Annotated in this window: 20 protein-coding genes; 7 read left to right on the top strand and 13 right to left on the bottom strand. The window is 67.3% G+C overall.

The window, feature by feature from the left end; translation table 11 throughout:
• Positions 1–135 precede the first annotated feature (135 nt).
• From V3391_RS13310 to V3391_RS13345, 8 genes are all read right to left on the bottom strand, one after another.
• Positions 136–1,071 carry a hypothetical protein gene (locus V3391_RS13310; protein WP_332078917.1) on the bottom strand — a complete coding sequence of 312 codons (936 nt, stop codon included), beginning with the start codon at positions 1,069–1,071 and terminating at the stop codon, positions 136–138.
• 144 nt (positions 1,072–1,215) lie between these two features.
• Positions 1,216–1,752: a hypothetical protein gene (locus tag V3391_RS13315; RefSeq protein ID WP_332078918.1), complete on the bottom strand. Its 537-nt coding sequence runs from the start codon at positions 1,750–1,752 to the stop codon at positions 1,216–1,218.
• A 55-nt stretch (positions 1,753–1,807) separates the two neighbouring features.
• Entirely contained in the window at positions 1,808–2,182 is a 375-nt protein-coding gene (locus tag V3391_RS13320; RefSeq protein ID WP_332078919.1) for a hypothetical protein, read from the bottom strand.
• A gap of 81 nt (positions 2,183–2,263) precedes the next feature.
• Positions 2,264–2,524 (bottom strand): hypothetical protein, encoded by a 261-nt coding sequence (locus V3391_RS13325; protein ID WP_332078920.1) that lies wholly within the window; start codon positions 2,522–2,524, stop codon positions 2,264–2,266.
• Positions 2,525–2,778: 254 nt separating this feature from the next.
• The gene (locus tag V3391_RS13330; RefSeq protein ID WP_332078921.1) at positions 2,779–3,303 is read right to left on the bottom strand and encodes a DUF4411 family protein; all 525 of its coding nucleotides are present in this window, start codon (positions 3,301–3,303) and stop codon (positions 2,779–2,781) included.
• Positions 3,296–4,420, bottom strand: a complete 1,125-nt coding sequence (locus V3391_RS13335) for an ImmA/IrrE family metallo-endopeptidase (RefSeq protein ID WP_332078923.1) — start codon at positions 4,418–4,420, stop codon at positions 3,296–3,298. The genes V3391_RS13330 and V3391_RS13335 overlap by 8 nt, the downstream gene beginning before the upstream one ends.
• Before the next feature lie 134 nt (positions 4,421–4,554).
• Positions 4,555–4,848 carry an excalibur calcium-binding domain-containing protein gene (locus V3391_RS13340; protein ID WP_332078924.1) on the bottom strand — a complete coding sequence of 98 codons (294 nt, stop codon included), beginning with the start codon at positions 4,846–4,848 and terminating at the stop codon, positions 4,555–4,557.
• Positions 4,849–4,903: 55 nt separating this feature from the next.
• Positions 4,904–5,737 carry a restriction endonuclease gene (locus tag V3391_RS13345; protein ID WP_332078925.1) on the bottom strand — a complete coding sequence of 278 codons (834 nt, stop codon included), beginning with the start codon at positions 5,735–5,737 and terminating at the stop codon, positions 4,904–4,906.
• 231 nt (positions 5,738–5,968) lie between these two features.
• Between V3391_RS13345 and V3391_RS13350 the strand changes: the two genes are divergently transcribed.
• A complete protein-coding gene (locus tag V3391_RS13350) occupies positions 5,969–7,762 on the top strand; it encodes a hypothetical protein (RefSeq protein WP_332078926.1) in 1,794 nt (597 codons plus the stop codon).
• Positions 7,763–7,835: 73 nt separating this feature from the next.
• On the opposite strand, the gene recD is transcribed toward V3391_RS13350, so the two are convergent.
• The 4 genes from recD to V3391_RS13370 form a co-directional block, all read right to left on the bottom strand.
• Positions 7,836–9,944 carry an exodeoxyribonuclease V subunit alpha gene (recD, locus tag V3391_RS13355; RefSeq protein WP_332078927.1) on the bottom strand — a complete coding sequence of 703 codons (2,109 nt, stop codon included), beginning with the start codon at positions 9,942–9,944 and terminating at the stop codon, positions 7,836–7,838.
• A 292-nt stretch (positions 9,945–10,236) separates the two neighbouring features.
• Entirely contained in the window at positions 10,237–13,854 is a 3,618-nt protein-coding gene (locus V3391_RS13360) for an exodeoxyribonuclease V subunit beta (RefSeq protein WP_332078928.1), read from the bottom strand.
• Positions 13,851–17,246 carry an exodeoxyribonuclease V subunit gamma gene (gene recC / locus V3391_RS13365; protein WP_332078929.1) on the bottom strand — a complete coding sequence of 1,132 codons (3,396 nt, stop codon included), beginning with the start codon at positions 17,244–17,246 and terminating at the stop codon, positions 13,851–13,853. The genes V3391_RS13360 and recC overlap by 4 nt, the downstream gene beginning before the upstream one ends.
• A gap of 98 nt (positions 17,247–17,344) precedes the next feature.
• The gene (locus V3391_RS13370) at positions 17,345–19,933 is read right to left on the bottom strand and encodes a hypothetical protein (protein WP_332078930.1); all 2,589 of its coding nucleotides are present in this window, start codon (positions 19,931–19,933) and stop codon (positions 17,345–17,347) included.
• A gap of 284 nt (positions 19,934–20,217) precedes the next feature.
• On the opposite strand from V3391_RS13370, the gene V3391_RS13375 reads away from it, so the two are divergent.
• From V3391_RS13375 to V3391_RS13400, 6 genes are all read left to right on the top strand, one after another.
• Entirely contained in the window at positions 20,218–21,015 is a 798-nt protein-coding gene (locus tag V3391_RS13375) for an ABC transporter ATP-binding protein (RefSeq protein WP_332078931.1), read from the top strand.
• Entirely contained in the window at positions 21,012–21,755 is a 744-nt protein-coding gene (locus V3391_RS13380) for an MlaE family lipid ABC transporter permease subunit (protein WP_332078932.1), read from the top strand. The genes V3391_RS13375 and V3391_RS13380 overlap by 4 nt, the downstream gene beginning before the upstream one ends.
• Positions 21,756–21,824: 69 nt before the next feature.
• On the top strand, positions 21,825–22,379 hold the full coding sequence (mlaD, locus tag V3391_RS13385; RefSeq protein WP_332078933.1) for an outer membrane lipid asymmetry maintenance protein MlaD: 555 nt from the start codon (positions 21,825–21,827) through the stop codon (positions 22,377–22,379).
• Between the two features lie 5 nt (positions 22,380–22,384).
• Positions 22,385–23,047 (top strand): MlaC/ttg2D family ABC transporter substrate-binding protein, encoded by a 663-nt coding sequence (locus V3391_RS13390; protein WP_332079681.1) that lies wholly within the window; start codon positions 22,385–22,387, stop codon positions 23,045–23,047.
• On the top strand, positions 23,047–23,334 hold the full coding sequence (locus V3391_RS13395) for an STAS domain-containing protein (RefSeq protein ID WP_232136394.1): 288 nt from the start codon (positions 23,047–23,049) through the stop codon (positions 23,332–23,334). The genes V3391_RS13390 and V3391_RS13395 overlap by 1 nt, the downstream gene beginning before the upstream one ends.
• 38 nt (positions 23,335–23,372) lie before the next feature.
• The gene (locus V3391_RS13400) at positions 23,373–24,455 is read left to right on the top strand and encodes an MlaA family lipoprotein (protein ID WP_332078934.1); all 1,083 of its coding nucleotides are present in this window, start codon (positions 23,373–23,375) and stop codon (positions 24,453–24,455) included.
• Positions 24,456–24,860: 405 nt separating this feature from the next.
• On the opposite strand, the gene V3391_RS13405 is transcribed toward V3391_RS13400, so the two are convergent.
• Positions 24,861–25,406, bottom strand: coding sequence for a glutathione peroxidase (locus V3391_RS13405; protein ID WP_332078935.1), 546 nt, complete (start codon positions 25,404–25,406; stop codon positions 24,861–24,863).
• Positions 25,407–25,541 lie beyond the last annotated feature (135 nt).

The following is a 25,541-nucleotide window of genomic DNA, read 5'->3' on the forward strand; positions in this document are numbered from 1 at the left end:
GTGGAACCGGCGCCTGATCGGACAAGGCCAGATCAGCGCGCGGAGACGTGACCTATCGAAATGCACCGGCACTGCGAGTCACGCATCGACATCGACCCGCAATCGCCCATGCGCGTGCATTTCCAATCCGGCGGATCACTCGACGCCCGGGTCTGTCTGTACCAGGTGCTTGAACGGGAAGACGCGGCGCCTGAAGTGACTGACATATCCCCCCTGCGCGGCTTGGATCACCATGAACTGAAGGCCCGGGCGAATCGTCTGCAAGTGTTCCAGCTCCTCGCGGCTCAAGCGCGTGTTCCGCAGCACCAGCGCCTTTAGCTGCGCGCCAACTGCGCTTTCGAACAGACGCTCGTATGCGGCGAACGGCGTGACCAGCGCTTCCTCCCGATCCTTCGCCCAAGTCATTTGCAGCTCGGTCGACTCGGTGAAGTCCAGACGCGTCAAGTTGGGCATCGTGTCTGCAGACGCCAAGTTGCGGATGAAATACTTCGTGTCGAAGTTCCCGCCGATCCTCAGGGCTTCCAGATGCGGCAGGGAATGCTCGAAGAAGCCTGCATCGGGCGCATTCGGCACCGTCATCTCAGTCAGATACGGCATCCTCGCTACCAGTCGGGCGATGTCGCCACCCTCGTCCAGAATCGAACCTTCGCGGACGATGATCGATCCGTTGTGGTGATCGGGCTCCGTGGGTCGCACATACAACGCGCGCAGGATCGGAAACCTGACCTGCGAATCCAGCAAACCGGAGAAGGTCCACTCGCGCGTGCCGTTGGCCCCTTCATCGGGTCCCGAGAATGCCAGCGACGTGATGCTGTCGGCCACCACCTGTTCGGACAGGCACGCAATCGTCATGTCGAAAGGCGTTTCGTACGTGCTGCCGTGATACTCGACATGCAGTCCGTTGAGCATGGGTGCGACGCTCAGGTAATTGAAATGGAAAGACCAGAGCGGATGGTCGGGTGCGGTGTCGTCCACTTCGTACTCGGCGGCGGTATCGCGCGTCCAGGCATGCAATGCCGCCTGCAGATTGAAGAGGCGCATGTACGCACTATTCGACAGCGGATTGGTCACGGCTGGCAGTCCTCGGTGGATCAACTCTGAATTGTCCGCGACCACGGGGCATCGATGCTTGTTTAAGGTGGGGAATAACCCCGCGACCCGGCTTCCCTCGCCAACTGGTCACCACCATGGACCGCAAACGGGTCTATAGCGTCGCTATCGGACGCCATCCTGATCCCGGCGATAGCGCGCGGAAAAACGACCGTTCGAGACCGTCATCAGCTCTGGTCCGGGACCATCGCCGCCACGCCGGAGCGTGCCGGAGAACGTGCCCTGCACGCCGTCGCTTCCGATCGCCGTCAGCGTCACCGTGAATGGGGTGCCGAGCGAAAGGTTCGCTGCATACACGGCAGGCAGCGTGTCGCGCGCGGCTTCGCCGTGATAGTTCACGTGCACCACGCCTCCACCGATGGTGTACGTACCGGGGCGAAGATCTTCCCCGCCCAGTTGGAAGAAGAAGCCTTGCGATCGCAGGTCTTCGCGCTCGCGGGCACTGACCGATAGCGTGTGCACGCGTCGCGTCGAGCCGAACGGAAGCGCGGTGACAGACCCGGGCAGTACAAGGCTCCGTCCATCCAGCTCGAGCGTCATGTATTCCTCGGAGATGACGTCTCCACGGGTTGTGCAGGCAACCAGCAGCACCGCCAGCGATAGCGCCGCGGGAACGCGGAAATGGGAGCACGTCAGTTGCATCGTGTGTGCCTCTCGTTATCCGGATGGGCTTCTGCCGTGGAGCAGCGTACGGGCATCAGCTGCGGCATGTCAGATAGCGATGTTCCGCATCGAGTGCCTGCTGCCAGCCGTTCGGCAACCGCAACATCACTAGACCGCCCATGCAGGCGACGCCATAGCGCTTCGCATCGTCGGTGCCGTGGGCGGGGACGCTCAAGACCCGGGTCGACGGCTGCGGCCGGCCCATGATCCGCGCGACGCTCTGCTTCGTTCGCGCGTCACTTTGCTCGCACATGTTGCGGAACAGATGTGCGTACGGGTTCGCGCGCTGATCGCGGGTGATGACACTGCAGTCCTGCGGCTGGCTGTAGGAGACGTCGCCGTAGCGCGCGGATTGACCGTTGGAGAACAGCGGGGCCAGAAGCCCGATCAACCGAAGCAAATAGCGCACTGGACCTCCGTGTCCGGCATGACTTTCCGGGATGACTCTGTAAGTGGGCGTGGCCGCCTCGATCGAACCCCGTTAACGGACTCATTGCCGCCGACTGCGCGGCCGGGTGCCGGGCAGCACCCCGGCCCATGTGGCAACTGCGGTCAACAGCAGCGAAGCTGCCGCGACAGGCAGGCGGAACCGACCCATGAACGCTTCGACCGCCGCTTTCCCGCAGTCGTAGCCGCCGTCGAACGTCTCGATACCCTCGCAGGCGACGAGGGCGACCACCATGCTGAGCACGAACAGCAGAGGCATGGTGAACGCCACGAACCAAAGCAGGCCGAACAGGATGCGTCGCATGCGTAACCCTTATCGATGGTCGCTGGCGACCTCCGGAATGGAGCGCCCGCATTTGGCAGGTCGATTGTGCTCACCGCATCCGCGTGCATGATCGAGTACGTCTGAACTGTCCAGCCTCTTCCGCTAATGTCGCTGCACGCAGTAAGTGAACCTGACCCCGTTATTCGCCGCGAACAGTAGAGATTGACGTACTGCTTGCCTATGGCTAGCTCGCGCGCCAATGTCTAGAAACAAGCGAATCTCGCATCGATCTTCTATCGCTTGAACATGAAGGTTGGAACCGCATGCTTTCGCAGGGTTTCAAAAATAGTTCGAGTTGGAATGTTGCCAAGAGCAATCGCAGCGGTGGGTATCGGAATGCTGACCTTCTTTTCCGGATTGTGATGCTCCTGCGTGACAATGCAGTAACCATGCACCTTCGCGCAGGCCAAGAGGAATGCGTCAGCTCGATTGGCGTCCGCGAAATCATTTTTCGCTTGTGGCTTATAGTGCTGATTGGAAGCCGCCCACTGAATAACATTCGCGTACTCTTTCATTACAGCCAAATCAGCAACGTCATCCAAAAAAAACGAATCAGGCATCGCTAGTGCCCATTCACGTGCTGCATCCCCTTTTTTTCCGCGTAACAACTCATCACGAACTTTGCGAATGCTGAATATGACGCCCGCTTCGTGGCCGATTTCAATCCAATCCCAGAATCCGCGACAAAAAGAAAAGTCGTAGTGGAAATTCTTCCCTTGAACGAAAACATTTGCATCGACAATATATCTGTTAGCCATCGCTATCTCGCCCCTTCCCTAGTGCGACGACTGTATCTGGCTTGACGTTGAGCAAGCGCGCCGCTTCACGCAGCATTACCTGTCCACTCATAGCTTCGGCGACAATCGTGTGCGTGAATTTCTTGCTGTTGCGAATCGGAATAGTGATTAGTGCTGTGGGAGCGCCGTCCCTCTTTACCGCCTTGGAGGCATGCAGTACGCGTTCATAGAACGCTTGATCGACGAAGCCGCGATCGAGCGCCCGGCGTGCTATCACAAGCCGGCTAACTCTGTAGTGCTTCGCAAGAGCTGTAACTTCTTCGCCCTGTTTTTCCCATCGCTTCTCGAAATCTGCCATAGGCACAAGAATCTCACCGGCGATAGCGTTGCAAATGCGCTCGATGTTGCTGTTGTTTTTAGGGCTGACATCACTTACTCCGGAAACTCCAAGCCAGATGTGCGCAAGCTCATGAACCAAAGTGAAAACAGCGGCGACTTCAGCATCCTTTCCGTTCACGAAAACAAGCGGTGCAAGAGGGTGGGATATTGCAAAACCTCTGAACTCGCGTTCCGAAAGGCCGCGCCTTGTTGCAGACTTCACGAAACTAGACTTAATTACCAAGACGCCGGAAGCTTCCGCTTTAGCGCTCAATCGAGAAAAGTAAGCTGGCGGGTCAGGACTTCGGCTTCGATCTAGATCAGTAATTCCGAGAACCTTACGCATGTCGTCAACAACATCGTTGTAAGATTTGAGCGTTGTGCCCTTGAATTTACCAACGAATTCGAGTGCACGTGCCCCGCGCTCGGTCAGGTAGTCGATGTACCAAGTCTGCTTAGCGGAGACATCCTCTAAGACCTCATAGAAGTCCTCGCTCAAAGGCAGTGGATCTTGCGTTTGTCGAAGATCTGGTATCGAGGCCTTGGGGAGATCTGGCGGATTCGGCAGAAATAGGTAACCGAACGGAACGCGAGCTCGCTTAGCCAGCTTCTCGATCTGCGGCGGGGTCATCACCCCATCCGCAATGCGTTGCCGCGTCACATCACGATTCGATATCTCATGAGCAAAAGACTCGAGCGTGAGACCAGCCTTTTTGGCTGCCCATTCGAGAACTTCGCGCGAGAGTGTGATGGCTTCCATAGATTACCGATGCCTTCCTCGGCCGGCGACGAATTAAACCACAGCTCGGCGTAACGATTGATCGAGGTGTAGGGCGCTAGTGTGTCAGTTGCGGAGTAAGCGCTGTGGTGACGGTTAGCAATCCTGGGTTCCTTTTATCCACACCACTGCGCCTCACAAGGCACCCCATCGTGATCCCCATCCATCTTCGTATCCGGGCAATTCCGGATGAAGAACGTCGCTTCCTCGCATGATCGCATCTGCGAGCAGTGCTGGCGTCCATCGCAGCTAAAGCTCTGGGCCGGCGTCGGCAATACACGCGTCGACGCGGCGCGTGATGGCGTGTCGGTCGCGGCGATCGGTGTTCTGGCCACAGGTTGCGGCGCATGGAAATGACGATAGCCGCCCCACGCGGCGGCGATGAGCAGCAGCACGATCAGAAAGCGCATGGCGGGTTCTGCCTGGTTGGTGGCGAAGGAAGACTGCGATGACCGCGGACGACGCTCATCGCGTGCCGCGGCATGCGGGGAATGTGATGCAGCCCCAGAAGGGGGTGTTTGCGCGGCGGTTGGTGCGTTCGACCATCGCGCTGCCGCAGCGTGGGCAGTCGGGTTTTACCGCGATGGCTGGCGTGGCGGTTGCGAAGGCGGGTTCGATCCGGGGCGCGGGCATCGGCGGCGGTGCCGACGCAGGCGCGCGGTCTGCGTGCTGCACGTCGCGGATCATTGCCAGCAGAGTGGCGCCATCGATCAGTTCGATCGGCTTGCCGGCCGCGAAGCGCGCGGCGTCCTGGGTGAATCCGCCGACGGTCGCGATGCGCACGGCGTGTGCGCCGTGGTGGGTGAGCAGGCCGTACATCTCGCGCACGACATTCACCGGCACCTTCTCGCGGTGCCATTGCTTGCACTGCACCAGCGTGCGTTGGCCGTGCTTGCGCAGGATCAGATCGATGCCGCCGTCGGCGCCGCCCAGGCCGGTTTCCTCGACGCTGTAGCCCTGTCGACGGAAGGCTTCGCCGACGAGGCGTTCGAAATCGCGCCAGCCGATGGCGGCGAGGCTGTCGAGGCCGGTGCGCGTGTCGAGCAGGCGACGGCGCTTGCGCGCATTCGCGAAGGCCGCCAGCGCACACAGCGTGCAGGCGGCAAGGAATATCCAAGCCAATGGTGCGAACACGTCGCTCCGGGTCGCGAACGCTTGACCGAACGGTCCGCCCTGTCGCGACAGGAACATTGGAATGCCGTGCCGGATGCCGGCATAGCCGATGACGCCGACGACCAGTGCGACCGGCCACGGCAGTCTGATCAAATCGTCGAAAAACCCACGACGTCCGCGTCCCATGCGAATCCCCCTTTCCCTGCGCGGACGATAGCGTGAAGGCCGCGTGCGGGAAAGCGGTCGTGCTGGGCTGGAACGGCGCCAGCGCGCCGCATGCCCCCCAGCCAGCTTCCTTGCCCGCACTCGAACGCGGGGCACGCGACCTAGGGCTGTCCCGGTATCGGGAGGCGGCACTCGCACCGAGACTCGGGAAGCGACGCAACAGGATCCCTTCGCTCTCCAAGGAGTCATCACATGTCCGCAGTCGCCCTCGATATCCACGCACTCACCAACGCCATCCGCGAACTCGCCGCGAGTACCGGCAGCGGTGCCGCGAACAGCCCCGATGCCCACCTGCCGGATGACTACACGTCGCCGGACAAAGGCCAGTTGCTGGACATGGCCAAGGAACTGCATTCGCACGGCGACATCAAGGGCAAGAAGGACGACTACGACGCGCGGCTGACCGCGCTGGCCAGCGAGTTCCTGCCTGATCTGAGTGTGGAAGACCGTGGCCGGTTCATCGGTGCGATCCTCGAGAACGACACGGGTGCGACGAAGTCCGACTCCTGGCTGCAGGGCGCGCGTCTGGACAAGCTCGTCGACGAGGGACGCATGACGGGCGAGCAGCGGCAGCAGGTGCTCGAGGCCTTCGGTCAGGCGTACACCGCCGGCGAGGCCGACACCGAGAACACGTGGCGCTTCATGGAGATGGACGGCGTCAGCGGCGAGGTGGTGGACAAGGCGACGCCGCGACAGACGTCGCTGGGCATCAGCAAGATCGAGAACCAGAACACCTCGGGTGAGGTGATGACGCGTTTCCTCAACGGTCTCGGCGAGGGCGACACGAAGAGTGCGGCGTTCGCGGATTTCATCGAGACCTTCACCATCGACCAGCTCCAGGAAGGCACGGTCGGCTCGACCGACACCGACAGCAATGACCGCGGCGATCACCTCGGCCTGCTGCTCAACGCCGCCGATCACGCCAGCGACAATCACGAGGTGGTGAACAACATCCTGCACGGCGTGGACAGCGAGAAGCGTGCGCAGGCGATCCAGGACGTCAGCGAGAACTTCAGCAAGGTCACCACCGAGAACGCATGGCTCGACCGCGAGGACAGCCACCTGCCCGACGGCTACAACCGCGATCCGATGGAGATCATCATCCGCGCCGTGGCCAACGATCCGGCCAGCGTCTACGCCGGCGATTCGCGCAGCCATGCGGCCGATCTCGCGGAGACGATCCTCGACCAGTCCGAGAACAACCCGTGGGGCGAGAACGGCTTCTTCGACGACCAGAACATTCCCAAGACCGGCCGGCAGGAGGCGGTGAACGAGCTGGTGATGAAGAAGGCTGGCGAGATCTTCGAGTTCAACGGCCTGGGTGAGTCCGGCATCCACGACGGCAGCAACGTCAGCAACGTCGAGCGCAACGTGCAGACGATGGCGAACCTCACGCGTCTGACCGGCCTGTCGCCGACCAACGAGGCCGCGCCCGACGTGTTGAATTCGCTGACCAAGCTGTCGGACGGCTGGGCGAAGGACTACCTGGATGCGCGTGAGGCAGGCAACACCGACCGCATGTATCTCTACGAACACCAGTTGACGCACGCGGTGGCGTCCACCGAGCAGGCCGTGCTCAACGGCTTCGCCGACAAGGCCGAAGACGACGCCGCACGCCAAGCCGACATGATGAAGATGCTCAACTTCTTCGTCGGCATGGTGCCGTCACCGGGTGGCCTGCTGACCGACAACCTCAAGTCGGGCATCACCAAGGTCTTCGGCGAAAACAGCGGCGTGACCAAGGCCTTCGACAGCGCATCCGAATCCGTGAGCGGCGTGATCGATGGGAACAGCGTCGACGTGTTCAAGGACAAGATGGTCGAGATCTTGAGCAAGTCGGATCATCAGGACCAGTACTTGGCGACGTTCCGCGACAACGCCAACGAGTTCATCGAGGCGCAACTGCTGCGCGGTCTGGACGGCGACGGCACGGCCGGCATCCGCGCCGAGATCGTGAAGGAAGCCTCGCAGCTGCTGAAGGCATAAGAGCGGGTAGCGGCTGGAACGGGAGCGCCCGGCATGCCCGGGCGTTTCCATGTGCCCCGCGGATGCGATGCCTCTAGAACAGCGCGCCCTGCGTCGGAATCTCCGGGTCGGCGGTGTCCACTGGAAGCGGCTGCGGTGGGCGGTCCGCGCCCAGCCTCCAGCCCAGCCCCGACCAGCGGCTGGCATGCCGCGCGAGTGCTTCGGTGATGACATCCGCATGCGCGGCGATGTGCAGCGCGCTGCGGGCGCGGGTCATGCCGGTGTAGACGAGTTCGCGCGACAGCACGCGGTTGAAGCGTTCGGGCAGCACCAGCCAGACCTCGTCGAACTCCGAGCCTTGCGCCTTGTGCACGGTCATCGCGAACGCGCTGTCGTGCGCGGGCAGCGCAGAGGGATGGAAAGGCCGCGGATGCAGCGGGTCGTCGCCGGGAAACCAGGCCGTGACCGCGCCGCTGCCATCGGCGAGACAGATGCCGATGTCGCCGTTGAACAGCCGGTGGCGATAGCTGTTCTCGGTGACCAGCAGCAGCCGGCCATGGAAGTAACCGGGGCCGACGCCGCGACGCGTGCTGCCGCCGAGGAGTTCTTCGATGCGCGCATTGAGTCCGCGTGCGCCCTGCGGTCCTTCGCGGACTGCGGTGAGGATGCGCAGTCGGCCGGCGAGTGCGAGTGCTTCGGCCGGATCGCTGGTGTCGGCGAGTGCGGTCCAGTGCGCGAGCAGATGCGCGCGATGCGCGGCAAGCGGATCGGACTGGCCTTCGTGAAAGTGCACGCCGGCCAGCTCCCCCGCGCGCAGCAGCGACAGCGCGTTGGGCGCATCGCCTTCGCGCACGGCGGTCGCGAGCGGGGCGAGATCGAGAGCGGCGCTCTGGCGGTAGCCGCGTTGCAGGTGGATGCGGCGGCCGGGGAAGTAGTTGGTGGTGCTTGGATGTAACGTCGCCGAATGGTCCGCACTACGTGCTATCGAGACACGCGTTTGATCTGTGACCGGACCGGCGGCTAAGGAAGCGCTGAGCACGGCCTGTAGCGCATCCATATCGACGGCGCTCGTGGCGCGATCTCCCTTGACGGGCAATCGGGTGTCGATCGTGGGCGATGCGTCGGCAGCAAGCGTCGCAGACATGCGCCAAGCGGGCTCGCCGAAGAGAAAGTTCGATGCAGCCTCGTCGCCGATGGGTGACCCGGTGCCGTCCCCGGCCGCACGCAGGATGCCGCTGAGCACATCACCGGCTTCGACCGATGGCAGCTGATCGGGATCGCCGAGCAGGACGAGGCGCGCGCCGTCGGCGACGGCTTCGACCAGTTTGGCCATCAGCGGCAGATCGATCATCGAGGCTTCGTCGACGACAACGACATCGAACGGCAGCGGATTGTCGGCGTGGTGGCGGAAGCGCGGACTGTCGGGAATCGTGCCGAGCAGGCGGTGCAGCGTGGTGCCGGCGGTGGGCAATGCGTCGAGCAGCACGGCATCGACACCGGCTGCCGCGAGCGACAGCACGGCCTTGCGCACGCTCTCGGCCATGCGCTCGGCGGCGCGGCCGGTCGGTGCGGCCAGTGCGATGCGCGGCACGGGATGACCGGCCTGTTGCGCCTGCGCGGTGAGCAGGGCGAGCAGACGGGTGATGGTCGTGGTCTTGCCGGTGCCGGGGCCACCCGTGACGAGGACGAGGTTGTGGCGGAGCGCGACTGCCGCGGCGCGCGCCTGCAGATCGTCACCGGTGCGGGCATCGGGAAACAGCTGCACGAACAGGGGCGCAAGTGCCTCCAGGTCGCCGCCTTCGGACTTGTGCGCACCAATGCGGCGCAGGCCGAGTGCGAGACGGCGTTCGTACTCGCGATAGCGGCGCAGATAGAGCAGGCCGTGTTCGAACACCAGCGGCGTGTCGGCGATGGATTCGGTGTCGCCGTCGGCAGGCTGCGAAATCCACGGCGAGGCGTCGAGTGCGGCGCGCCAGGTGTCGGGTGCAGGCCAATCGATGTCGGCGTCGACCAGACGCTGGGGCGCGGCGGGATCGAAACCGGCGTGACCGTTGGCGACTGCGAGCGAGGCGAGCGCGGCGGCGGCGAGCACGGTGTCAGGTGTGGCGGGATCGAGACGGCGCAGCGATTGCGCGAGCGCGGTGTCGAGCGTGCGCAGGGCGCCGGCGTCGCGGAGGCTTTGGAGAAGTTTGGGGGTGCTCATGGAATTCGGGTTTCCAGCGAGCGTTGGCCCTCACCCCAACCCCTCTCCCGGAGGGAGAGGGGCTCAAACCAACGCAACGCTCGCACGAACTGAGCCCCTCTCCCCTCGGGAGAGGGGTTGGGGTGAGGGCAGACGCTCGCGATGAACGAAACGCCAGCCGCTCGCCAGCCCGAAAAAGCACGCGCGTGCAATCTTTCACAGCACTGACCGATCGCCCCCACCCAACCCTCCCCCGCGCGCCGGGGAGGGCGCTGCTCCTGAGCGTGTTCAAAATGGATTGCGCGTCCGGCGCTCACGGCACCACCCCCACATCCCGCCCCGCGAACAATTCATCCAACGCATCCACCAGCGCCGGCGCAAACCGCCACGCCTGCACACCCGGCGCGTCGTCGCGCGTCGCATCCAGCCCGCGGCAGAACAGGTAGCGCACGCCGCCGAAGTCACGCGCGTAGTCGTAGCCGTCGCCCAGCCGGAACCGCAGCCAGCGATGCAGCGCGACGGTGTAGATCAGCGCCTGCAGGTCGTATTCGCTGTGCGCCATCGCGGCGTCGAGTTGCGCGGGGCCGTAGCCGGGCAAACGGTTGGTCTTGTAGTCGAGCACGTACCAGCGGCGGTCGTGCACGTAGGTCAGATCGATCAGGCCGGTCATCAGGCCTTCGAGCTGACGCCGCGTGCCGAAGCCGCTGCGCGCCGACAGCACGCCGTGTCGATGGAGCAGTGAAAGCAGGGCATCGACGCGCGTCGGTGCGAGCGCGAACTGGAATTCGATTTCCGGGCGACGCGCGTCGGACGGCACATCGGCGAGGCGCACGCCTTCGGGCAGGGTGACGGTCAGCGTCTGGCCGACGAGCGGGGTCAGTACGGCGATGCCGTCGTCGAGATCGGCGTCGGCGTAACCAGCGGCGCGCAGGCGCTCGACGATGACGTCCGCATCGGCCTCCGGTGCAGGTGCATCGGGCGTCCAGCCGGACCATTGCGCGAAGTCGCTGCGTTCGAGCACGTCGTGCAGCACCACGCCGAAGCGCGCGCCGGCGAAGCGCGGATCGTAGACATCGGTCTCGACCGCAGCGTCCGGCGCGGCATCGGGATCGACGGCCGGCTCGTCCAGGCCACCGGGCGCGGCCTGCGTGGATGCGCTCGATGCGTCGCCGCCGGATTCGGCATTCGCCAGCTGGGTGAAGCTGTAGACCCACCAGTCGCTCAGCAGCGAGCGCGTGGCGACGCGCGCGGGCGGCACGGCGTCTTCGGATTCGGGCGGCAGCCAAGGCAGCGATGTCGGCGGCGTCTGCGTGTCGATTCGGATGGCATCGCCCATTGCTTCGGCCAGCGCGTTCGGCGCGTCGATCATGTGCGCGATCGCGGCCTTGTCGTGTCCGTAGAACTTGCCGCCCGCGAGCCACAGCGCATGCCGCGCGCGGGTCAGGCCGACGTAGAGCAGGCGCGCATCTTCGGCGCGTTGGCCGTCCTGCCAACGCTGCTTCGCGTCGTTCCAGCCCGAGCGCGACGGCAGCAGTTTCCAGTGCAGGGCGCGGCCGTCGTCGTCGGCCACGGTGACGTGGCGTCCGGCGTCGCGCGGCTTGCCGCCGATGCCGGCGAAGGGCAGGAACACCAGTGGATATTCGAGGCCCTTGCTCTTGTGCAGCGTGACCACCTGCACCCGCCGCGCGTCGGATTCGAGGCGCAGCAACTGGCTGTCGTCGTCGCTGCTGGCGGACGCGATCGCGCGCGCCAGCCAGTCGACCAGACCGTGCAGGCCCAGCGCATGCGCCTGCGCTTCCTGTAACAGTTCGGCGAGTTGCAGATAGTTCGTCAGACGACGCTCGCCATCGAGCAGGCCGAGCAGGCGGCCGGCGTGCGCGGCGCAGAGATCGGTGATCAACGCGAGCGGGCCGCCGCGTTGCAGGCGGTCGCGCCAGCCGAGTGCGGCGAGCTGCCAGCTGCGCAGCGCGTCCCCGTCCTCGTCGAGCGCGGCGACCTGCGTCGCGTCCTCGCTGACCAGTACCGTCGACAGCGCCATGCGCAGGCGGCCGTCGTCGGCGCCGTGCAGCAGTGCGAGCAGCAGCGCATGCACGTCGCGCGCTTCGACGGTCGCGAACAGGCTCTGCTTTCCGGCGGCGACCGCGGGAATGCCGACCATCGCCAGCGCGGCGCGGATGCGCGTGGCCTCACTGTGCGAGCGCACCAGCACCGCGACGTCGCCGGGCTGCACCGGGCGGCCCTCGATCAACGCGCGGCCTTCGCGTGCATCGGACAGCACGCGATGGATTTCGGCCACACAGGCCTGCGTCGCGAGTTCGCGCGAACGGCCGGCGCTCCAGGGTTTGACCTTGCCCTTGTGGTCGGGCGGCGGATCGGGCGCCTGCCACAAGGTCAGCGCAGGCGCGGGCAAGCCGTCGCGCAGATAGTCGTCATCGCGACGCATGCCGCCGGGTTCGACTTCGCGGAACCGGATGCGGGCATCGACAAACGGCGGATGGCCCGAGCCTTCCGCCTGCGCGTACAGCGCCGCGACCGCGCGCAGCACACCGGGGCGCGAACGGAAGTTCAGCGCGAGCGGTGGCGCGAGTTCGGCCGAAGCCTGCGCGGCGAGATAGGTTTCGACATCGCCGCCGCGGAAGCCATAGATCGCCTGCTTGGGATCGCCGATCACGAACAGCGCCGGCGCGCCACTGGCGGCGCCGAACACGCGTTCGAAGATGCGCCACTGGCGCGGATCGGTGTCCTGGAACTCGTCGACCAGCGCGACCCGGTACTGCGCCCGCAACTGCGCGACCAGCGCATCGGCCTGCGGGCCGTCGACGGCATCGGCGACGCGGTCGATCAGATCGTCGTAGGTCTGCACGCGCTGTTGCTGCTTGAAGCGATCGACACGGGCGCGCGCGTCATCACGCAGGCGATGCAGCAGCTCGACGCGGCGCGCGTCCTGCCATTCGGCGATTTCGTCGAGCGCATCGAGATATGCGGGAATCGCATCGCAGATCGGCGAGTCGGGCGTGCGTCCAGCGCCGGCCTTATTGGTCTTTTCCAGCAGCCGCTCGCGATGCAGATGCGGCAGCTTGGCGTGATGGAACGGCGCATCGTGATTGCCGGCCGCGCACCAGGTGCGCAGATCGGCGAACAGCGCGGTGATCCAGTCGGCCTTGTAGCTGGCGCCATGCAGGATCTTGCTGTCGACCGCTTCGATCAGCGACGCGCGGAAATCGTCGCCGTGCGCATGGAAGGCATGCGCGAGCGCGGCGCCGGCAGCGCGTAGACGCGGCGCTGGATCGTCGGGCAGTTCAGTGAGTGCAGGCCGCAGCACGCGTTCGCGCACCAGCGGCGACAGATCGCCGGCGAGGGCGAGCGGGCCGCCCGACCACAGGCTCAGCAGATCGTCGGCGGCATCGGGCTCGACGCCGTGCGAGCGCCACAGATCGGCGGCGATCGCTTCGCGCAAGGCGGTGTCGCTGGCCATCAGCTCGGGCGCATCAAAACCCTGCCCGGCTTCCAGTGCGTGTTCGCGCAGCACGCGCGCGCAGAAGCCGTGGATGGTGAAGATCGCCGCGAGATCGATCTCGTCGGCCGCCGTGCGCAGGCGGCGCCGCAAGGCATCGGCGCTTTCCTCGCCGCGCGCGAGATGCTGCGCGAGCACGGTGTGGGTCAGCGCGGTCTCGGGCGAGGCGTCGTCGCCGATGTCGGCCTCGACCAGCGCCTCGGCCATCTTCAGCCGCGTGTGGATGCGGCTGCGCAGTTCCTGCGTGGCGGCTTCGGTGAAGGTCACCGCGAGAATCTCGCCGACGCGCAGGCCACCTTCGACGACGAGGCGCACGACCAGCGTCGCCAGCGTGAACGTCTTGCCGGTACCGGCCGACGCCTCGATGGCGCGCACGCCGTCGAGCGGCAGCAGCAGGTAGGGATCGGATTCACTCATTCCGATTCCTCCACGTCGAGTTCCGCGGCGATCGTGCGCAGCGCATCGGGATCGGTGCCGCCGTACACCCGTCCCGAGACGACCGCGTTGAAGACCGTCAGCGCCTGATCGACGAACGCGACCTGCGTGGCGGCGTCGGTGAAGGGATCGCGCCCGCGCAACGCAAGCCGCAAGGCTTCGGTATTGCCTTCGCCCCAGCTGCGGTCGCTGCCGTGCCACTTCTTCGCCGCGTTCTGGAGACCGCGTTCGAGCGTCGGCGCGTTGAACAGTTCCCAGCCGCTGTAGGGCGCGAACGGCAGCGGCGCGCGCAGGCCCTGTGCGCGCAGCGCGATCAGGTGCGCGAGCAGGGCGCGGGCCTCGTGAGGTGCGAGCGTGGCGCGCGTGTGCGGACCGGCACCCGCATCGCCGCCATCGTGGAACTGCACCAGCGGTGTGTCGAGTCCGGCTGCGCTGGCGAGCAGCCAGTCGAGGCCATCGCGGATCGAGGAATTGCCGTTCGGCGCGTCGAATCGGATGCGCGCGATGCCATGCGGATACACGTCGGCGAGTCGCCCGTGCACGGGGACACCATCGATGTCGACCTCGATGCGTGGTGAATCGGGGACCGCATCGCCACGCCAGTCGCGGAACGCCTCGGCGTAGCCGTCGACCTCGCGGCGTACCGCATCGAGCGTGCGACGCCCCAGCGGTCCGGACGGCAGCAATCCGCGCGCGCGCAGCAGCGCTTGCGTGGTCGCATCGTTGTCGCCGCGCAGACGCGCCTCGAACACCGCACGCTGCAGCTGTTGTTTGGCGAGACCGCGGCCGGGCGCGAGCAACGGCTCGACATCGCCTTCGAGCGTGTCGACGTCGGCCAGCCGCATGCCGAGCCGCTGGCGCAGGAAGGTCTCTGCCGGGGCCTGCAGGAACCGGCGCAGCGCATCGAGCGACAGCGACGCGTCGTCGTCCTCGATCGGCGGCAGCACGGTGCCGTCGAACCATGCCGGCAATGCGATGCGCCGCTGCACGGGCTGCGAGGCGGCCTGCCACCACTGCTGGCGGTACGAGAAGCGACGCGGCTCGTCGCCGGCGCCGAATGCCGCGGGCGCGAACGGTTGCAGCGGGTGATGCACGACGAGACCGGCGGCCGCATGTGCATCCGGCGCGTGTTGCGCATCGGCGGCGGCCAGCAGTTCGGTCACCAACACCGATGGCTCGCGCACGCTGCCGTCGCGCGGGTCGGCGCCCTGGTAGCTGACGTAGAACACGTCCTGCGCAGCGGCGAACAGCTGCAGGAACAGGAAGCGGTCGTCGTCGCGCGTGCTGCGGTCGCCGACCTGGCGGCGATCGGTGCCGAGTTCGGCGGTCAGGCGATTCAGACCCGCCGCGGCATCGCGACGCGGAAAGTCGCCATCGTCCATGCCGAGCAGGCAGATCGCGCGGAACGGCAGCAGACGCATCGGCACCATGCGACCGATGCTCACGCCGCCGGTCAGCAGCGGCGCGCGCGTGTCGGCCTCGCCGAGCACGGCGGCGAAATGCGCGCGAACCGCCTCCGACGGCACCGGCGCATCGAAGCCGGCGCGCGTGGCGTCGGCGGCGAACGCGTCGATCAGGCTGCGCAGGCGATCGAGCGCGCGCTGGGTGGCGGGCGTCGACGGCGGTTTCGGCAACAGCGCGTCGAGCAGACGCAGCAGGCGATCGCGCCAGGCTTCGGGCGGCATCGCATCGCCGAGGTCCTGCGCATGACGTGCGAGCACGCGCAGCAGACGGATCAGCGTGTCGAGCGCGTCGAGCGCGCTGCCTTCGAGTTCCGGCAGCGGCGCGATCAGATGGCCGGATGCGGTCGCGATCGGCGCATCGCTGCCGCTGGCATGGCCGAGCAGCAGACGATCGAGCGCGAACGCCCAGGTGTAGGCATCGTCGGCCGGCGCATCGAGACGCGCACGATGCGCAGCGTCGATGCCCCAGCGCGCACCCGCCGCGAAGAGCCAGGCGTGCAGCCGTGCGAACGCACCGGCATCGAGCCCGGCGGATTCGGCCAGCGGCGGGCTGGCCAGCAGGTCCAGCGTTTCCTCCAGACCGAAACGCGCGACCGGCAGTGCGAGCAGACGCAGGAACACGTCGGCCAACGGCTCGCCGGCGAGCGGGCTGGCATCGGCCAGCGCGTAGGGAATGTGCTCGTGCGCGGCCTGCCCCTCGCGCCCGCGACCGCCGAACACCGCATCGAGATACGGGATGTAGGGATCGATGTCCGGTGCCAGCACCGCGACGTCGCGCGGCTGCAGCGGCGGATCGAAGCGCGGATCCTCGAACAGGGCGCGCAGCTGGTCGTGCAGCACCTGCAGTTCGCGCAGGCGCGTGTGGCAGGCGTGCACCTGCAGGCTGGGATCGTCGCGGCGCAGCGCGGGCAGGCGCGTGCGTGGATCGTCTGCGGTCGGCGCCAGCGGCGGTGACGGCAGCCGCTGGAACAGATCCGACTGCAGACGCCGCAGCAGGCTGCCGTGCAGCGCGCCGCCGCCCCCGGCGGGATCGGCATCGCTGCGCAGTTCGACATCGGGATGCACGACTTCGTAACTGCCGAGCACCGCCATGAAATCGCGACCGGCGTGGCCCCAGGCCTGCAGCAACGGATTCTCGGTACGCGCAGCCTCGGCGCCGCCGGCGCGCACGCGCTGCAGATCGCCCCAGTAATCGCGGCTGGGCGAAGGCACGTAGAAATGCAGCGTGCCGACGCGCGCCTGCGTAGCCAACACCCGCAGCACGTCGGGCGAGACGTTGAGCGTGGCGAACGCGAACAGCCGCGGTGGCAGGCCGCCGGGCAACGGCGCGTCGGCGCTTTCGAAACAGTCGAGATACTGCTGGATGCGCCGCGCGCGGTGCTGGCGACCGCGCGCGATGCGTCGCCACAGGATCGCCTGCGGATCGTCGGCGTCCGCGCCCGCTTCCCAGCGCAGCAGCCAATCGCGGCGCCAAGCCTGGTACTTCTCGAACACCGAGGCGAGTTCGCCGGCCAGCGCCCATGGCCGCAGCGGGTCGACGCTGTCGACATGCGCACGCAAGGCGGCGAGCGCGGGTTGGGCGAGAAACGCCGGATCGGTGAGCGCGGCATACAGATGCCAGCGCAACGCGGCGGCGTCGGGTTCGTCGGTCGGTGGACCGAGATTGGCCGACAGCGCCCTGCCGACGAATTCGCCGGGCGTCACGAACTCGAGATTCGCGGCGACGCCGTGCTCGGCAGCGAGCGTGGCCTGCAGCCAGCGCCGCATCGCGACCTGCGGAATCAGCACGACGTCAGGCGCCAGCAAGGACTGCCCGGGCGCCGGCGTGCGCAGCGCGTGCGCCATCAGGCCCGCCAACACCTCCAACGCATTGGAGTGGTAGAGGCGGAAGTCGGGTGCGGCATCAGGCATCGGGCCATGATGCCGGAGCGGGCTCTCGCAGCGTGAGACCGCGTGCGGGCCGACGTCATCGGACGTCGCCCGCGCTCACGCCCCCGGACGCGCGCCGATCAGAAGTAGCCCAGCACCATGTCGGCCTGCGACTGGCTCAGCGTGCCGGCTTCGACCGCATCGGCCACCGAATCGCGCACCGCGCCCGACCACGTGTCGCCATAACCGCTGGTCATCTGCGCGAACATCTCCAGCCGCTGGTCGCCGCCCTCGGCGAGCAGACGCAGGACCTCGGCGCGATAGGCCGGATCGTCGTTGTTCTTCAGCAGGTTGCCGATCTCCATTTCCCACATCGTCGAACTGCCGCTGCGGTTGTAGTCGGCCAGCGCCAGGTCGCGCTGCTGGGCGGTGTCACCGAACAGATCGGGCGACAGCGATTCGGCGAGTGTGGTCGCCTCCGGATAGCTGCCTTCCAGGTAATTGCGATAGAACGTCGCCGCTTCGCCCGGGTTGCTCGGCACGTAGGACGCGATGCCGATCAGGTCCCAGGCGGAGTTGGGATTGTCGGCGGCGAGCGCGGCGGCGAAGTCCTGCACGTCGCTGCCGCTGATGCCGGCGGCCGCGGCCACGTCGGTGAATGTGCCGGCCAGGCCCGGTGCGCCGCCGATGTCGGGATAGGCCATCAGCAGGGATTGCACCTGCTCGGGCGTGAGATCGAGGGTTTCGGACATTTCGAACAACTGCTTGCCGCTGGCCGCCATCTCCTGCGCGATGGATTCCGGCACACCCGCGTCGACGAGATAACGCTCGATGTCGTCGCGTCGCTGGTTGCCGCTGATGATCTCGCCCGCGAACGAACCGAGGCCGGAAATGATCGCGCCGACGCCTGAGGCGATGAAACCGAGCGGCGCGAGCGGCGTCATCTCTCCGGCCGCGCCGAGCACACCAAGCGCGTCGCCGAATGCGGCAACGGCGTACCCCGGATTGCCGTCGAATGCGCGGTCGAGACTGTTGGCAAGCGAGGCGCCACTCGCGATCAGGCCGAGACCTGGCGCGAGACGCGCAGCGAACCCGGCGGCACCGGCGAAGCGCCCGGCCGCCTGCGCGGCGTCGCCGACCGCGCTCATCGTCCCCATCGTGCCGGCGACCATTCGCGCGGCGTTTTCGCCGGATGCGGCGATGCCGCCAATCATGTTGACGTAGTCCTCGTTGCGACCGGCATTGGCCGCGCCGACTGCACCGGCGACGACACCGGCTGCACCGAGCGCACGCATCAGCGGCGATTTGCCTTCGTATTCGGACAGGTAGATCTGCATCGCGCTGACGTCGCCGCGGCCGGCGGCGCCGAGGAACTGCAGACCCTGTGTCAGGTCGGTGCGCCCGCCCCAGGCCGGCACCGCCTGGACGACACCGAGCATCAAGGCTTCGAACTGTGCGGTCGCGGCGGCGACATCGCCGTTGTTGCGCTCGAGCAACTGCGTCATCGCGGCGGCGGAAGCATCCTCCAGCACTGCGCCCGAGAGATTCTCGAATCCGGCAAAGGCCTCGGCCAGCGCGGACGTCGGCCCGCCGGCGTTGATCTCGGTCAGCAGCGCGAGTACTTCCTCTCCGCGGCCGTCCTGTGCCAGCCCGGTCATCGCATCAGCGACCTGTTGCGCCACCGCGGGATCGCGCACGGCGGCGTCGAGCACGGCGTCGGTGTTCTGCGTGACGTAGTCGGTCAACGCTGCAGTCGCGTCGGTCAACCGTGTGTAGGTGCCTGCGTTTTCGGGATCGGTGCGGAACGCATCGACGAACGCGGCCTGCTGCGCCGGGGTCATCGGGCCGGTTTCGGCCAGCAATCCGCCGAGTTCCGCATCGAGCTTGGCCACGTCCTCTGCGGCATCGGTGTGCGCGTCCAGCACATTGCCCAGATCTGTGGCCGTGGCGCGGGTCGCGTCCGTGGCGCCGACCTGGCCGATACCGGCACGGCCGGCCACGTCGGCCCAGCCGGTCTGCTGGTTGCCGAGGGCGCGCACGTCGGTCTCCGACAGCACGCCGCGGTCGACCGCCGCGCCGATCGCCAGCGCGAAGGCCTCGCGGCGGGCGTCGGCATCGAAGGAGGCGTTGGCGTTGGTCACCACGTAGCCGCTGTCGTCGCGCTCGTAGAGGCCGCCGTACATCGGGCTGACCACCTGTTCGAGCACGCCGTCTTCGTTGGACAGACGCACCAGTTCGGCGAGATAGGCCGGGTCACCGGCATTGGCGACCATCAGATCGCCCAGCGCGTGCTGGGACATGATCGCCTGGCCTTCGACGCGCTCCGCGTAATCGGTGGCGGCGTCGGCGCGCTGCTGGTCCGGGGTGCGGCCCGAGGGCTCGGCAGTCGGGACGGCGGGGCCGGCGCCGGCCTGCTGCTCGTAGGTCTCGCGCACGGCGGCCGGGCTGCGGGTCTGCACCGCGGCCATCACCGCATCGGCGCCGAACACCGGTTCGAGGCGCTGCAGCTGGCCGGCGTCGAGCTGCGCGGCCAGTCCGTTCAACAGGTCGGTGCGTTCGCCGACGCCGAGGTTCGCGACGTCGTCGGTCAGCGTGGCCTGCTGCTCGGGCGTCATCGCGTCGATCGCCGGGCCGGTCGTCATGGGATCGGCCTGGCGCAGCACGTCCAGGGTCGGAGGCGGCGGCGGAGGCGGGGTGTAATCGCGGGTGGGTTCGACCGGTATGTTCATGGCAACAGGATCCTCCCCGCGGACGTCGCGGCGGCAGCGCGCCATATCTACGCCCGGCCGGGCGGAGCCACAGCTGGGGTGCGCCCTAGACGGCACCACGCGGATGGCGGGGCTTCAGGCAGACGGGCGGGTTCGATCCTCGGGACACATCGCCCCGCTCCCGGGACAATTTCTGTACTCGTCAGTACACCGACTGGGTTAAGATTCAGTTTGTTCACGCCATCCTCTGCGGGTTTCGCGCGTTCTCTGCGCGATCGTCCCCCGACACCACGCCCACGAGCCGAATGCCCGACACCAACGCCCCTGCCGTGCTGCTGCGCGATGTCCGCCTCGACCGTGGCGGGCGCAGCGTGCTGTCGGGCATCGACCTGTCGGTGCCGCGTGGCAGCGTGACCGCGGTGCTGGGGCCGTCGGGCAGTGGCAAGTCGACGCTGCTGTCGGCGTTGACCGGCGAGCTGGTGCCGGCGGCCGGCAGTGTCGAAGTCTTCGGCGAGCCGGTGCCGACCCGCATGCGCGAGCTGCTGGAACTGCGCAAGGGCATCGGCGTGCTGCTGCAGGGCAACGGCCTGCTGACCGATCTGACCGCGGGTGAGAACATCGCGCTGCCGCTGCGTCTGCACACGAAATTGCCGAAGCCGGTGATCGCGCGTCTGGTCGCGATGAAGCTGCAGGCCGTGGGCCTGCGCAACGCCGGCGATCTGTATCCGCGCGAGCTGTCGGGCGGCATGGCGCGTCGCGTCGCCCTGGCGCGCGCGCTGGCGCTGGATCCGCCGCTGATGATCTACGACGAGCCGCTGACCGGGCTGGACCCGATCGCCTCGGGCGTGATCATGAGTCTGATTGGCCGCCTCAATGCCTCGCTCGGGCTGACCAGCATCATCGTCACCCACCACGTACACGAGACGTTGCCCGTCGCCGACCACGCGATCGTGATCGCCAACGGCCGCATCGTGTTCCAGGGCACGCCGGCCGAACTCGAGGCCAGCGACGACGCGCTGGTGCGCCAGTTCCTGCGCGGCGAGCCCGACGGGCCCATCGCATTCGACCGCGGCGATCTCGCCCGCACGGAGGCTGCACGATGAGCGCCGCGATCCGCTCGCTCGGCCGCGCCGGGCTGTTCTCGCTGTCGGTGCTGCGCGCGTCGAAGCCGAGCGCCGATTTCTTCTCCGAGCTGGTCCGCGAGATCTACAAGATCGGCGGCCGCAGCCTGCCGATCATCGCGGTCGGCGGCGCCTTCGTCGGCCTGTCGTTGACGCTGCTCGGCTACCGCGCGCTGGAAACCTACGGCGCCAGCAACCAGGTCAGCGTGCTGATCGGGCTGGGCCTGTACCGCGAACTCGCGCCGGTGCTGACCGCGCTGCTGTTCGTCGGCCGCGCCGGCAGTTCGATCTCCGCCGAACTGGGCCTGATGCGCGCCACCGACCAGATCACCGCGCTGGGCCTGATGGCGATCGATCCGGTGGCCAAGGTCGTCGCGCCGCGCTTCTGGGCCGCGGTGATCTGCGTGCCGCTGCTGACCGCGTTCTTCTGCAGCCTGGCGCTGTCGGCGAGCTGGTTCCAGGCGGTGCAGGTGCTGGGCATCGACAACGGCATGTTCTGGCAGTCGATGCAGGACGCGGTCGATTTCCGCCAGGACTTCCTGACGGCGTTCCTGAAGTCGGCTGTCTTCGGCGGCACCGCGGCGCTGGTCGCCTCGTACGTGGGATTCCACGCCGAGCCGACGATCGAGGGCACCTCGGTCGCGACCACGCGCGCGGTGGTCAACGCCTCGCTGCTGGTGCTGATGTTCAATTTCGTGATGTCCGCCTTCCTGTTCCGCTGATGTCGGCGACCTGAACCGGATTCCTTCTTTCACCGCCGCACCCGGCGGTCCGCTGCAAAGGTGACACCCATGACAAGCGCCCGTGGTCCCCGTCTCGAACTCGCCGTCGGCGCATTCCTGCTGCTCGCGCTCGCGTCGCTGCTGGTGCTGGCGATCGCCTCGACCAACGGCCAGTTCGGTTTCAGCCGCGGCGGCACCTACGACCTCACCGCCCGCTTCAGCAATCTCGGCCAGCTGCGTCCCAACGCGCCGGTCAAGGTGGGCGGCGTGACCATCGGTCGCGTGACCGGCATCGACCTCGATCCGGTGCGTTTCGACTCGATCGTGTCGATGAAGATCGAAGACCGTTTCAACGAGATCCCGGCCGACACCTCGGCGGCGATCCTCACCGGCGGCCTGCTCGGCGAGAGCTACATCGGCCTGTCGGTCGGTGGCGATCTCGAAGTGCTGCAGCCGGGCGAGGAGATCGCCTTCACGTCGCCGGCGGTGGATCTGATGCAGATGGTCGGCAAGTACATGTTCGGTGGCGGCGGCGAAGGTGCCGACGCCGCCACGCCAGCCGCGCCCGGAGCCGGCACCGCGTCGCCCGACGCGTCCCCCAGTGACGAAGGAGTTCTTCCATGATCCGTATGCCCCTGATCCGTCGCGCCCTGCCGATCGCCCTCGCCGCCGCGCTGGTGCTGCCCGCCGCCGCGTTCGCGCAGGCCCGTCCGGCCGCGGCGCCCGCCGCCAGCACCGCGCAGGCCGGCTCGCCGAGCCAGCTGGTGCTGGCCAACACCGAGCGCGTGCTCAAGACGCTGGAATCGCGCCGCGCCGAGTTCACCCGCGACCGCGGTGCGCTGCAGACCTTCATCAACAGCGAATTCAACACCATGTTCGACCGCGACTACGCGGCGCGGCAGGTGCTGGGTCGCCACGGCCGCGGTGCGTCGGATGCCGACGTCAAGGCGTTCGGCGACGCGCTGGCCGAGAACCTGATGCGCAAGTACGGCTCCTCGCTGCTGGACTTCAACACCCAGCTGCGCGTGCGCATCAAGTCCGAAGCCCCGCTGCCGCGTGGCCTGGGCGTGCGCGTGTCGAGCGAACTGCTGCGCAGCGGCGGCGAGCCGATTCCGGTCGACTACCTGATGCGCCAGAGCGGCGGCACCTGGAAGGTGTTCGACGTGATGGTCGAAGGCGTGTCATTCGTGCGCACCTTCCGCGAGCAGTTCGACACCCCGCTGCAGCGCAAGTCGATCCAGGAAGTCGCGCGCGATCTGCGCAGCGGCCAGATCCAGGCGACCGCCGAGTGATGGGCACGGCCGCAGCTTCGGTTCGACGCGATGGCGATGCGCTGGCGTTCGCCGGCGACGTCGTGGCCGCATCGGTGCCGGCGCTGTGGTCGCAGGCGCAGGCCGGTCGCGCGGGTGCCGCCCGACTGGACCTGTCCGCCGTCACCACGCTCGACAGCGCCGGGCTCGCCCTGCTGGCCGAGCTCGCCGGCGATGGCGCTCTGCGCGTCGACGGCACCCCGCCCGGCCTGGCCGAGCTCTGCCGCGCCTACCGTTTGACGCCGACGCTGGCCTACGTGTCCGCGTGACCCTTCTGCCCACCCCGGCCCCCCTCGGGAATCCGACGATGTCGAGCCTTGTCCGCTTCCGTTTCCTGCTGCCGCTGATCGCGTCGGCAGCGCTCGCCGCCTGCGCCGGCAACGGCGCGCCCCGGGACCCGGCGCCCGCGTCGGTGGGCGAGACCGTCAGTGCGCCCGCGCCGGCGATCGCCGACGTGCCCACCGCCGCCGATGCCGCTGCCGCGGACGTGCCGGCCGCGCCCGACAGCGGCGTGGTCATCGAAGCCTTCGACGATGCCGCGCGCGTGGCCGGCGATGCCGCGCCTGCGAACGGCACACCGACCGATGCCGAGCTCGATTACGCCGCGCTCTACGGCGAGCCGGTCTACGACCCGATCTACGATCCCACCCTCCCGGAAGCCGCGCAGATGCCGCGCAGCTACGATCCGTGGGAGCCGCTCAACCGCAAGGTGTTCGCGTTCAACAGCGCGATCGACCGCGGGTTCGCCAAGCCGCTGGCCAAGGTCTACGCCAAGGTCGTGCCGCGTCCGGTGCGTCTGGGCGTGACCAACTTCTTCAGCAACCTCGGCCAGCCGGTCAGCGCGCTCAATGCGCTGCTGCAGGGGCGCCCGAAGGCGGCCGGACAGTCGCTGGGCCGTTTCCTGGTCAACAGCACGCTGGGCATCGGCGGCATCTTCGATCCGGCGACGGATGCGGAGATTCCGAACCAGAGCGCCGACTTCGGCCAGACGATGGGCGTCTGGGGCTGGCGCAGTTCGCGCTACCTCGAACTGCCGTTGTTCGGGCCACGCACGCTGCGCGACGGGTTCGGTCTGGTCGGCGATGCGCCGCTGTCGCCGCTGCGCCAGGTCGGCGACGATCCGTGGCGCTACGGCCTGCAGGGCCTGCAGCTCGTCGACCTGCGTACGCGCCTGTTCGCCGTCGACAGCATGCGCGAGGGCGCCACCGACGAGTACGCGTTGATCCGCGATGCCTGGATGCAGCGCCGCGCCTACCAGATCGAATCCGTGCGCCGCGCCAACCGCGACGACGAGGAAGCCGGCCTGCCGGATTACCTCTACGACGACGACGCGATGCCGACCGTGCCGGTCGACGTGATGCCGATGGTGCCGCTGTCGCCGACGCCCTGATGGATCGGGTGGGTCGTTGAAGTTCTGAAAAAAGCCCCGCGAAAGCGGGCTTTTTGTTGTAGCCCTCCCTCGATTGCGGGGGAGGTTGGGTGGGGGCGAAGCACCCGTTGTCGGCAAATCTGGTGACGCGCGGGTGCATCCCGCGTCTGGGCAGTTCGTTGGAACCGAGCGCGCGCGACGTGGCGATTTCGAGAGCGTCGCTGCGAAGAGCACGCCTGCGAAAAGCGGCCCTCACCCCAACCCCTCTCCCGAAAGGAGAGGGGCTCAGAAGCGCGCGGTCGTGCATGACGCGAGCCCCTCTCCCTTCGGGAGAGGGGTCGGGGTGAGGGCGCTTCCCGCAGGAAATTCAAAGCAGGATGCGGCGTCGACCCGAACCCGTCACCGCAGAACCCACACCCGCAACAATCACGCTCCTGCCAGCGCCGCCTCGACTGCCGCACGCAGCCGCGGATCGTCCGCCTTCACGTCCGGTGCGAACCGGCCGACCACGTGCCCGTGCCGGTCGATCAGGAACTTCTCGAAATTCCACAGCACGCCCGGCGCCGGATTCGGCGGGCCAAAGGCGCGCAGCTTCTCGCGCATCGGGCCTTCGCCGGTCGCCTCGGGCTGCGCGGTCGTCAGCGCGACGTAGAGCGGATGGATCGACTCGCCGGTCACCGCGATCTTCGAGAACAGCGGGAAGCTGACGTCGTAGCTCAGGCTGCAGAACTGCTGGATCTCGGCGTCACTGCCCGGCTCCTGGCCGGCGAAATCGTTGGCCGGAAAGCCCAGCACTTCCAGACCTGCATCGCGCTTCTCGCGGTACAGCGCTTCGAGACCTGCGTACTGCGGCGTCAGGCCGCACTTGGACGCGACGTTGACCACCAGCAGCACCTTGCCGGCGTGCGCACCGAGCGTAGTGGTGTCGCCGTCGATGGTCTTGAGCGGGATGTCGGTCAGCGGTGCGGTCATGGCGGCGGGCTCGATGAGAGAAGACGCCCGATGTTAGCGGCCCACGCGTCTCCGCGGACTCACCGCCCGCCACAACCGTAGGATGGCTCGAGCGCGGCGAAACCCATCACGCGTCCAGCTCGATCAAGCCGTAAT

Origin of the sequence: Luteimonas flava (assembly GCF_036584485.1) — a bacterium.
Taxonomy (GTDB): domain Bacteria; phylum Pseudomonadota; class Gammaproteobacteria; order Xanthomonadales; family Xanthomonadaceae; genus Luteimonas; species Luteimonas flava.

Bases quoted from the DNA above. Each gene is read 5' to 3' on its own strand.
- V3391_RS13330 (WP_332078921.1), bottom strand. From the start codon at position 3,303: ATGGCTAACAGATATATTGTCGATGCAAATGTTTTCGTTCAAGGGAAG.
- V3391_RS13315 (WP_332078918.1), bottom strand. From the start codon at position 1,752: ATGCAACTGACGTGCTCCCATTTCCGCGTTCCCGCGGCGCTATCGCTG.
- V3391_RS13395 (WP_232136394.1), top strand. From the start codon at position 23,047: ATGGGCACGGCCGCAGCTTCGGTTCGACGCGATGGCGATGCGCTGGCG.
- V3391_RS13340 (WP_332078924.1), bottom strand. From the start codon at position 4,848: ATGCGCTTTCTGATCGTGCTGCTGCTCATCGCCGCCGCGTGGGGCGGC.
- V3391_RS13405 (WP_332078935.1), bottom strand. From the start codon at position 25,406: ATGACCGCACCGCTGACCGACATCCCGCTCAAGACCATCGACGGCGAC.
- mlaD (WP_332078933.1), top strand. From the start codon at position 21,825: ATGACAAGCGCCCGTGGTCCCCGTCTCGAACTCGCCGTCGGCGCATTC.
- V3391_RS13370 (WP_332078930.1), bottom strand. From the start codon at position 19,933: ATGAACATACCGGTCGAACCCACCCGCGATTACACCCCGCCTCCGCCG.
- V3391_RS13390 (WP_332079681.1), top strand. From the start codon at position 22,385: ATGCCCCTGATCCGTCGCGCCCTGCCGATCGCCCTCGCCGCCGCGCTG.
- V3391_RS13350 (WP_332078926.1), top strand. From the start codon at position 5,969: ATGTCCGCAGTCGCCCTCGATATCCACGCACTCACCAACGCCATCCGC.
- V3391_RS13345 (WP_332078925.1), bottom strand. From the start codon at position 5,737: ATGGGACGCGGACGTCGTGGGTTTTTCGACGATTTGATCAGACTGCCG.
- V3391_RS13360 (WP_332078928.1), bottom strand. From the start codon at position 13,854: ATGAGTGAATCCGATCCCTACCTGCTGCTGCCGCTCGACGGCGTGCGC.
- recD (WP_332078927.1), bottom strand. From the start codon at position 9,944: ATGAGCACCCCCAAACTTCTCCAAAGCCTCCGCGACGCCGGCGCCCTG.
- V3391_RS13400 (WP_332078934.1), top strand. From the start codon at position 23,373: ATGTCGAGCCTTGTCCGCTTCCGTTTCCTGCTGCCGCTGATCGCGTCG.
- V3391_RS13380 (WP_332078932.1), top strand. From the start codon at position 21,012: ATGAGCGCCGCGATCCGCTCGCTCGGCCGCGCCGGGCTGTTCTCGCTG.
- recC (WP_332078929.1), bottom strand. From the start codon at position 17,246: ATGCCTGATGCCGCACCCGACTTCCGCCTCTACCACTCCAATGCGTTG.
- V3391_RS13375 (WP_332078931.1), top strand. From the start codon at position 20,218: ATGCCCGACACCAACGCCCCTGCCGTGCTGCTGCGCGATGTCCGCCTC.
- V3391_RS13335 (WP_332078923.1), bottom strand. From the start codon at position 4,420: ATGGAAGCCATCACACTCTCGCGCGAAGTTCTCGAATGGGCAGCCAAA.
- V3391_RS13325 (WP_332078920.1), bottom strand. From the start codon at position 2,524: ATGCGACGCATCCTGTTCGGCCTGCTTTGGTTCGTGGCGTTCACCATG.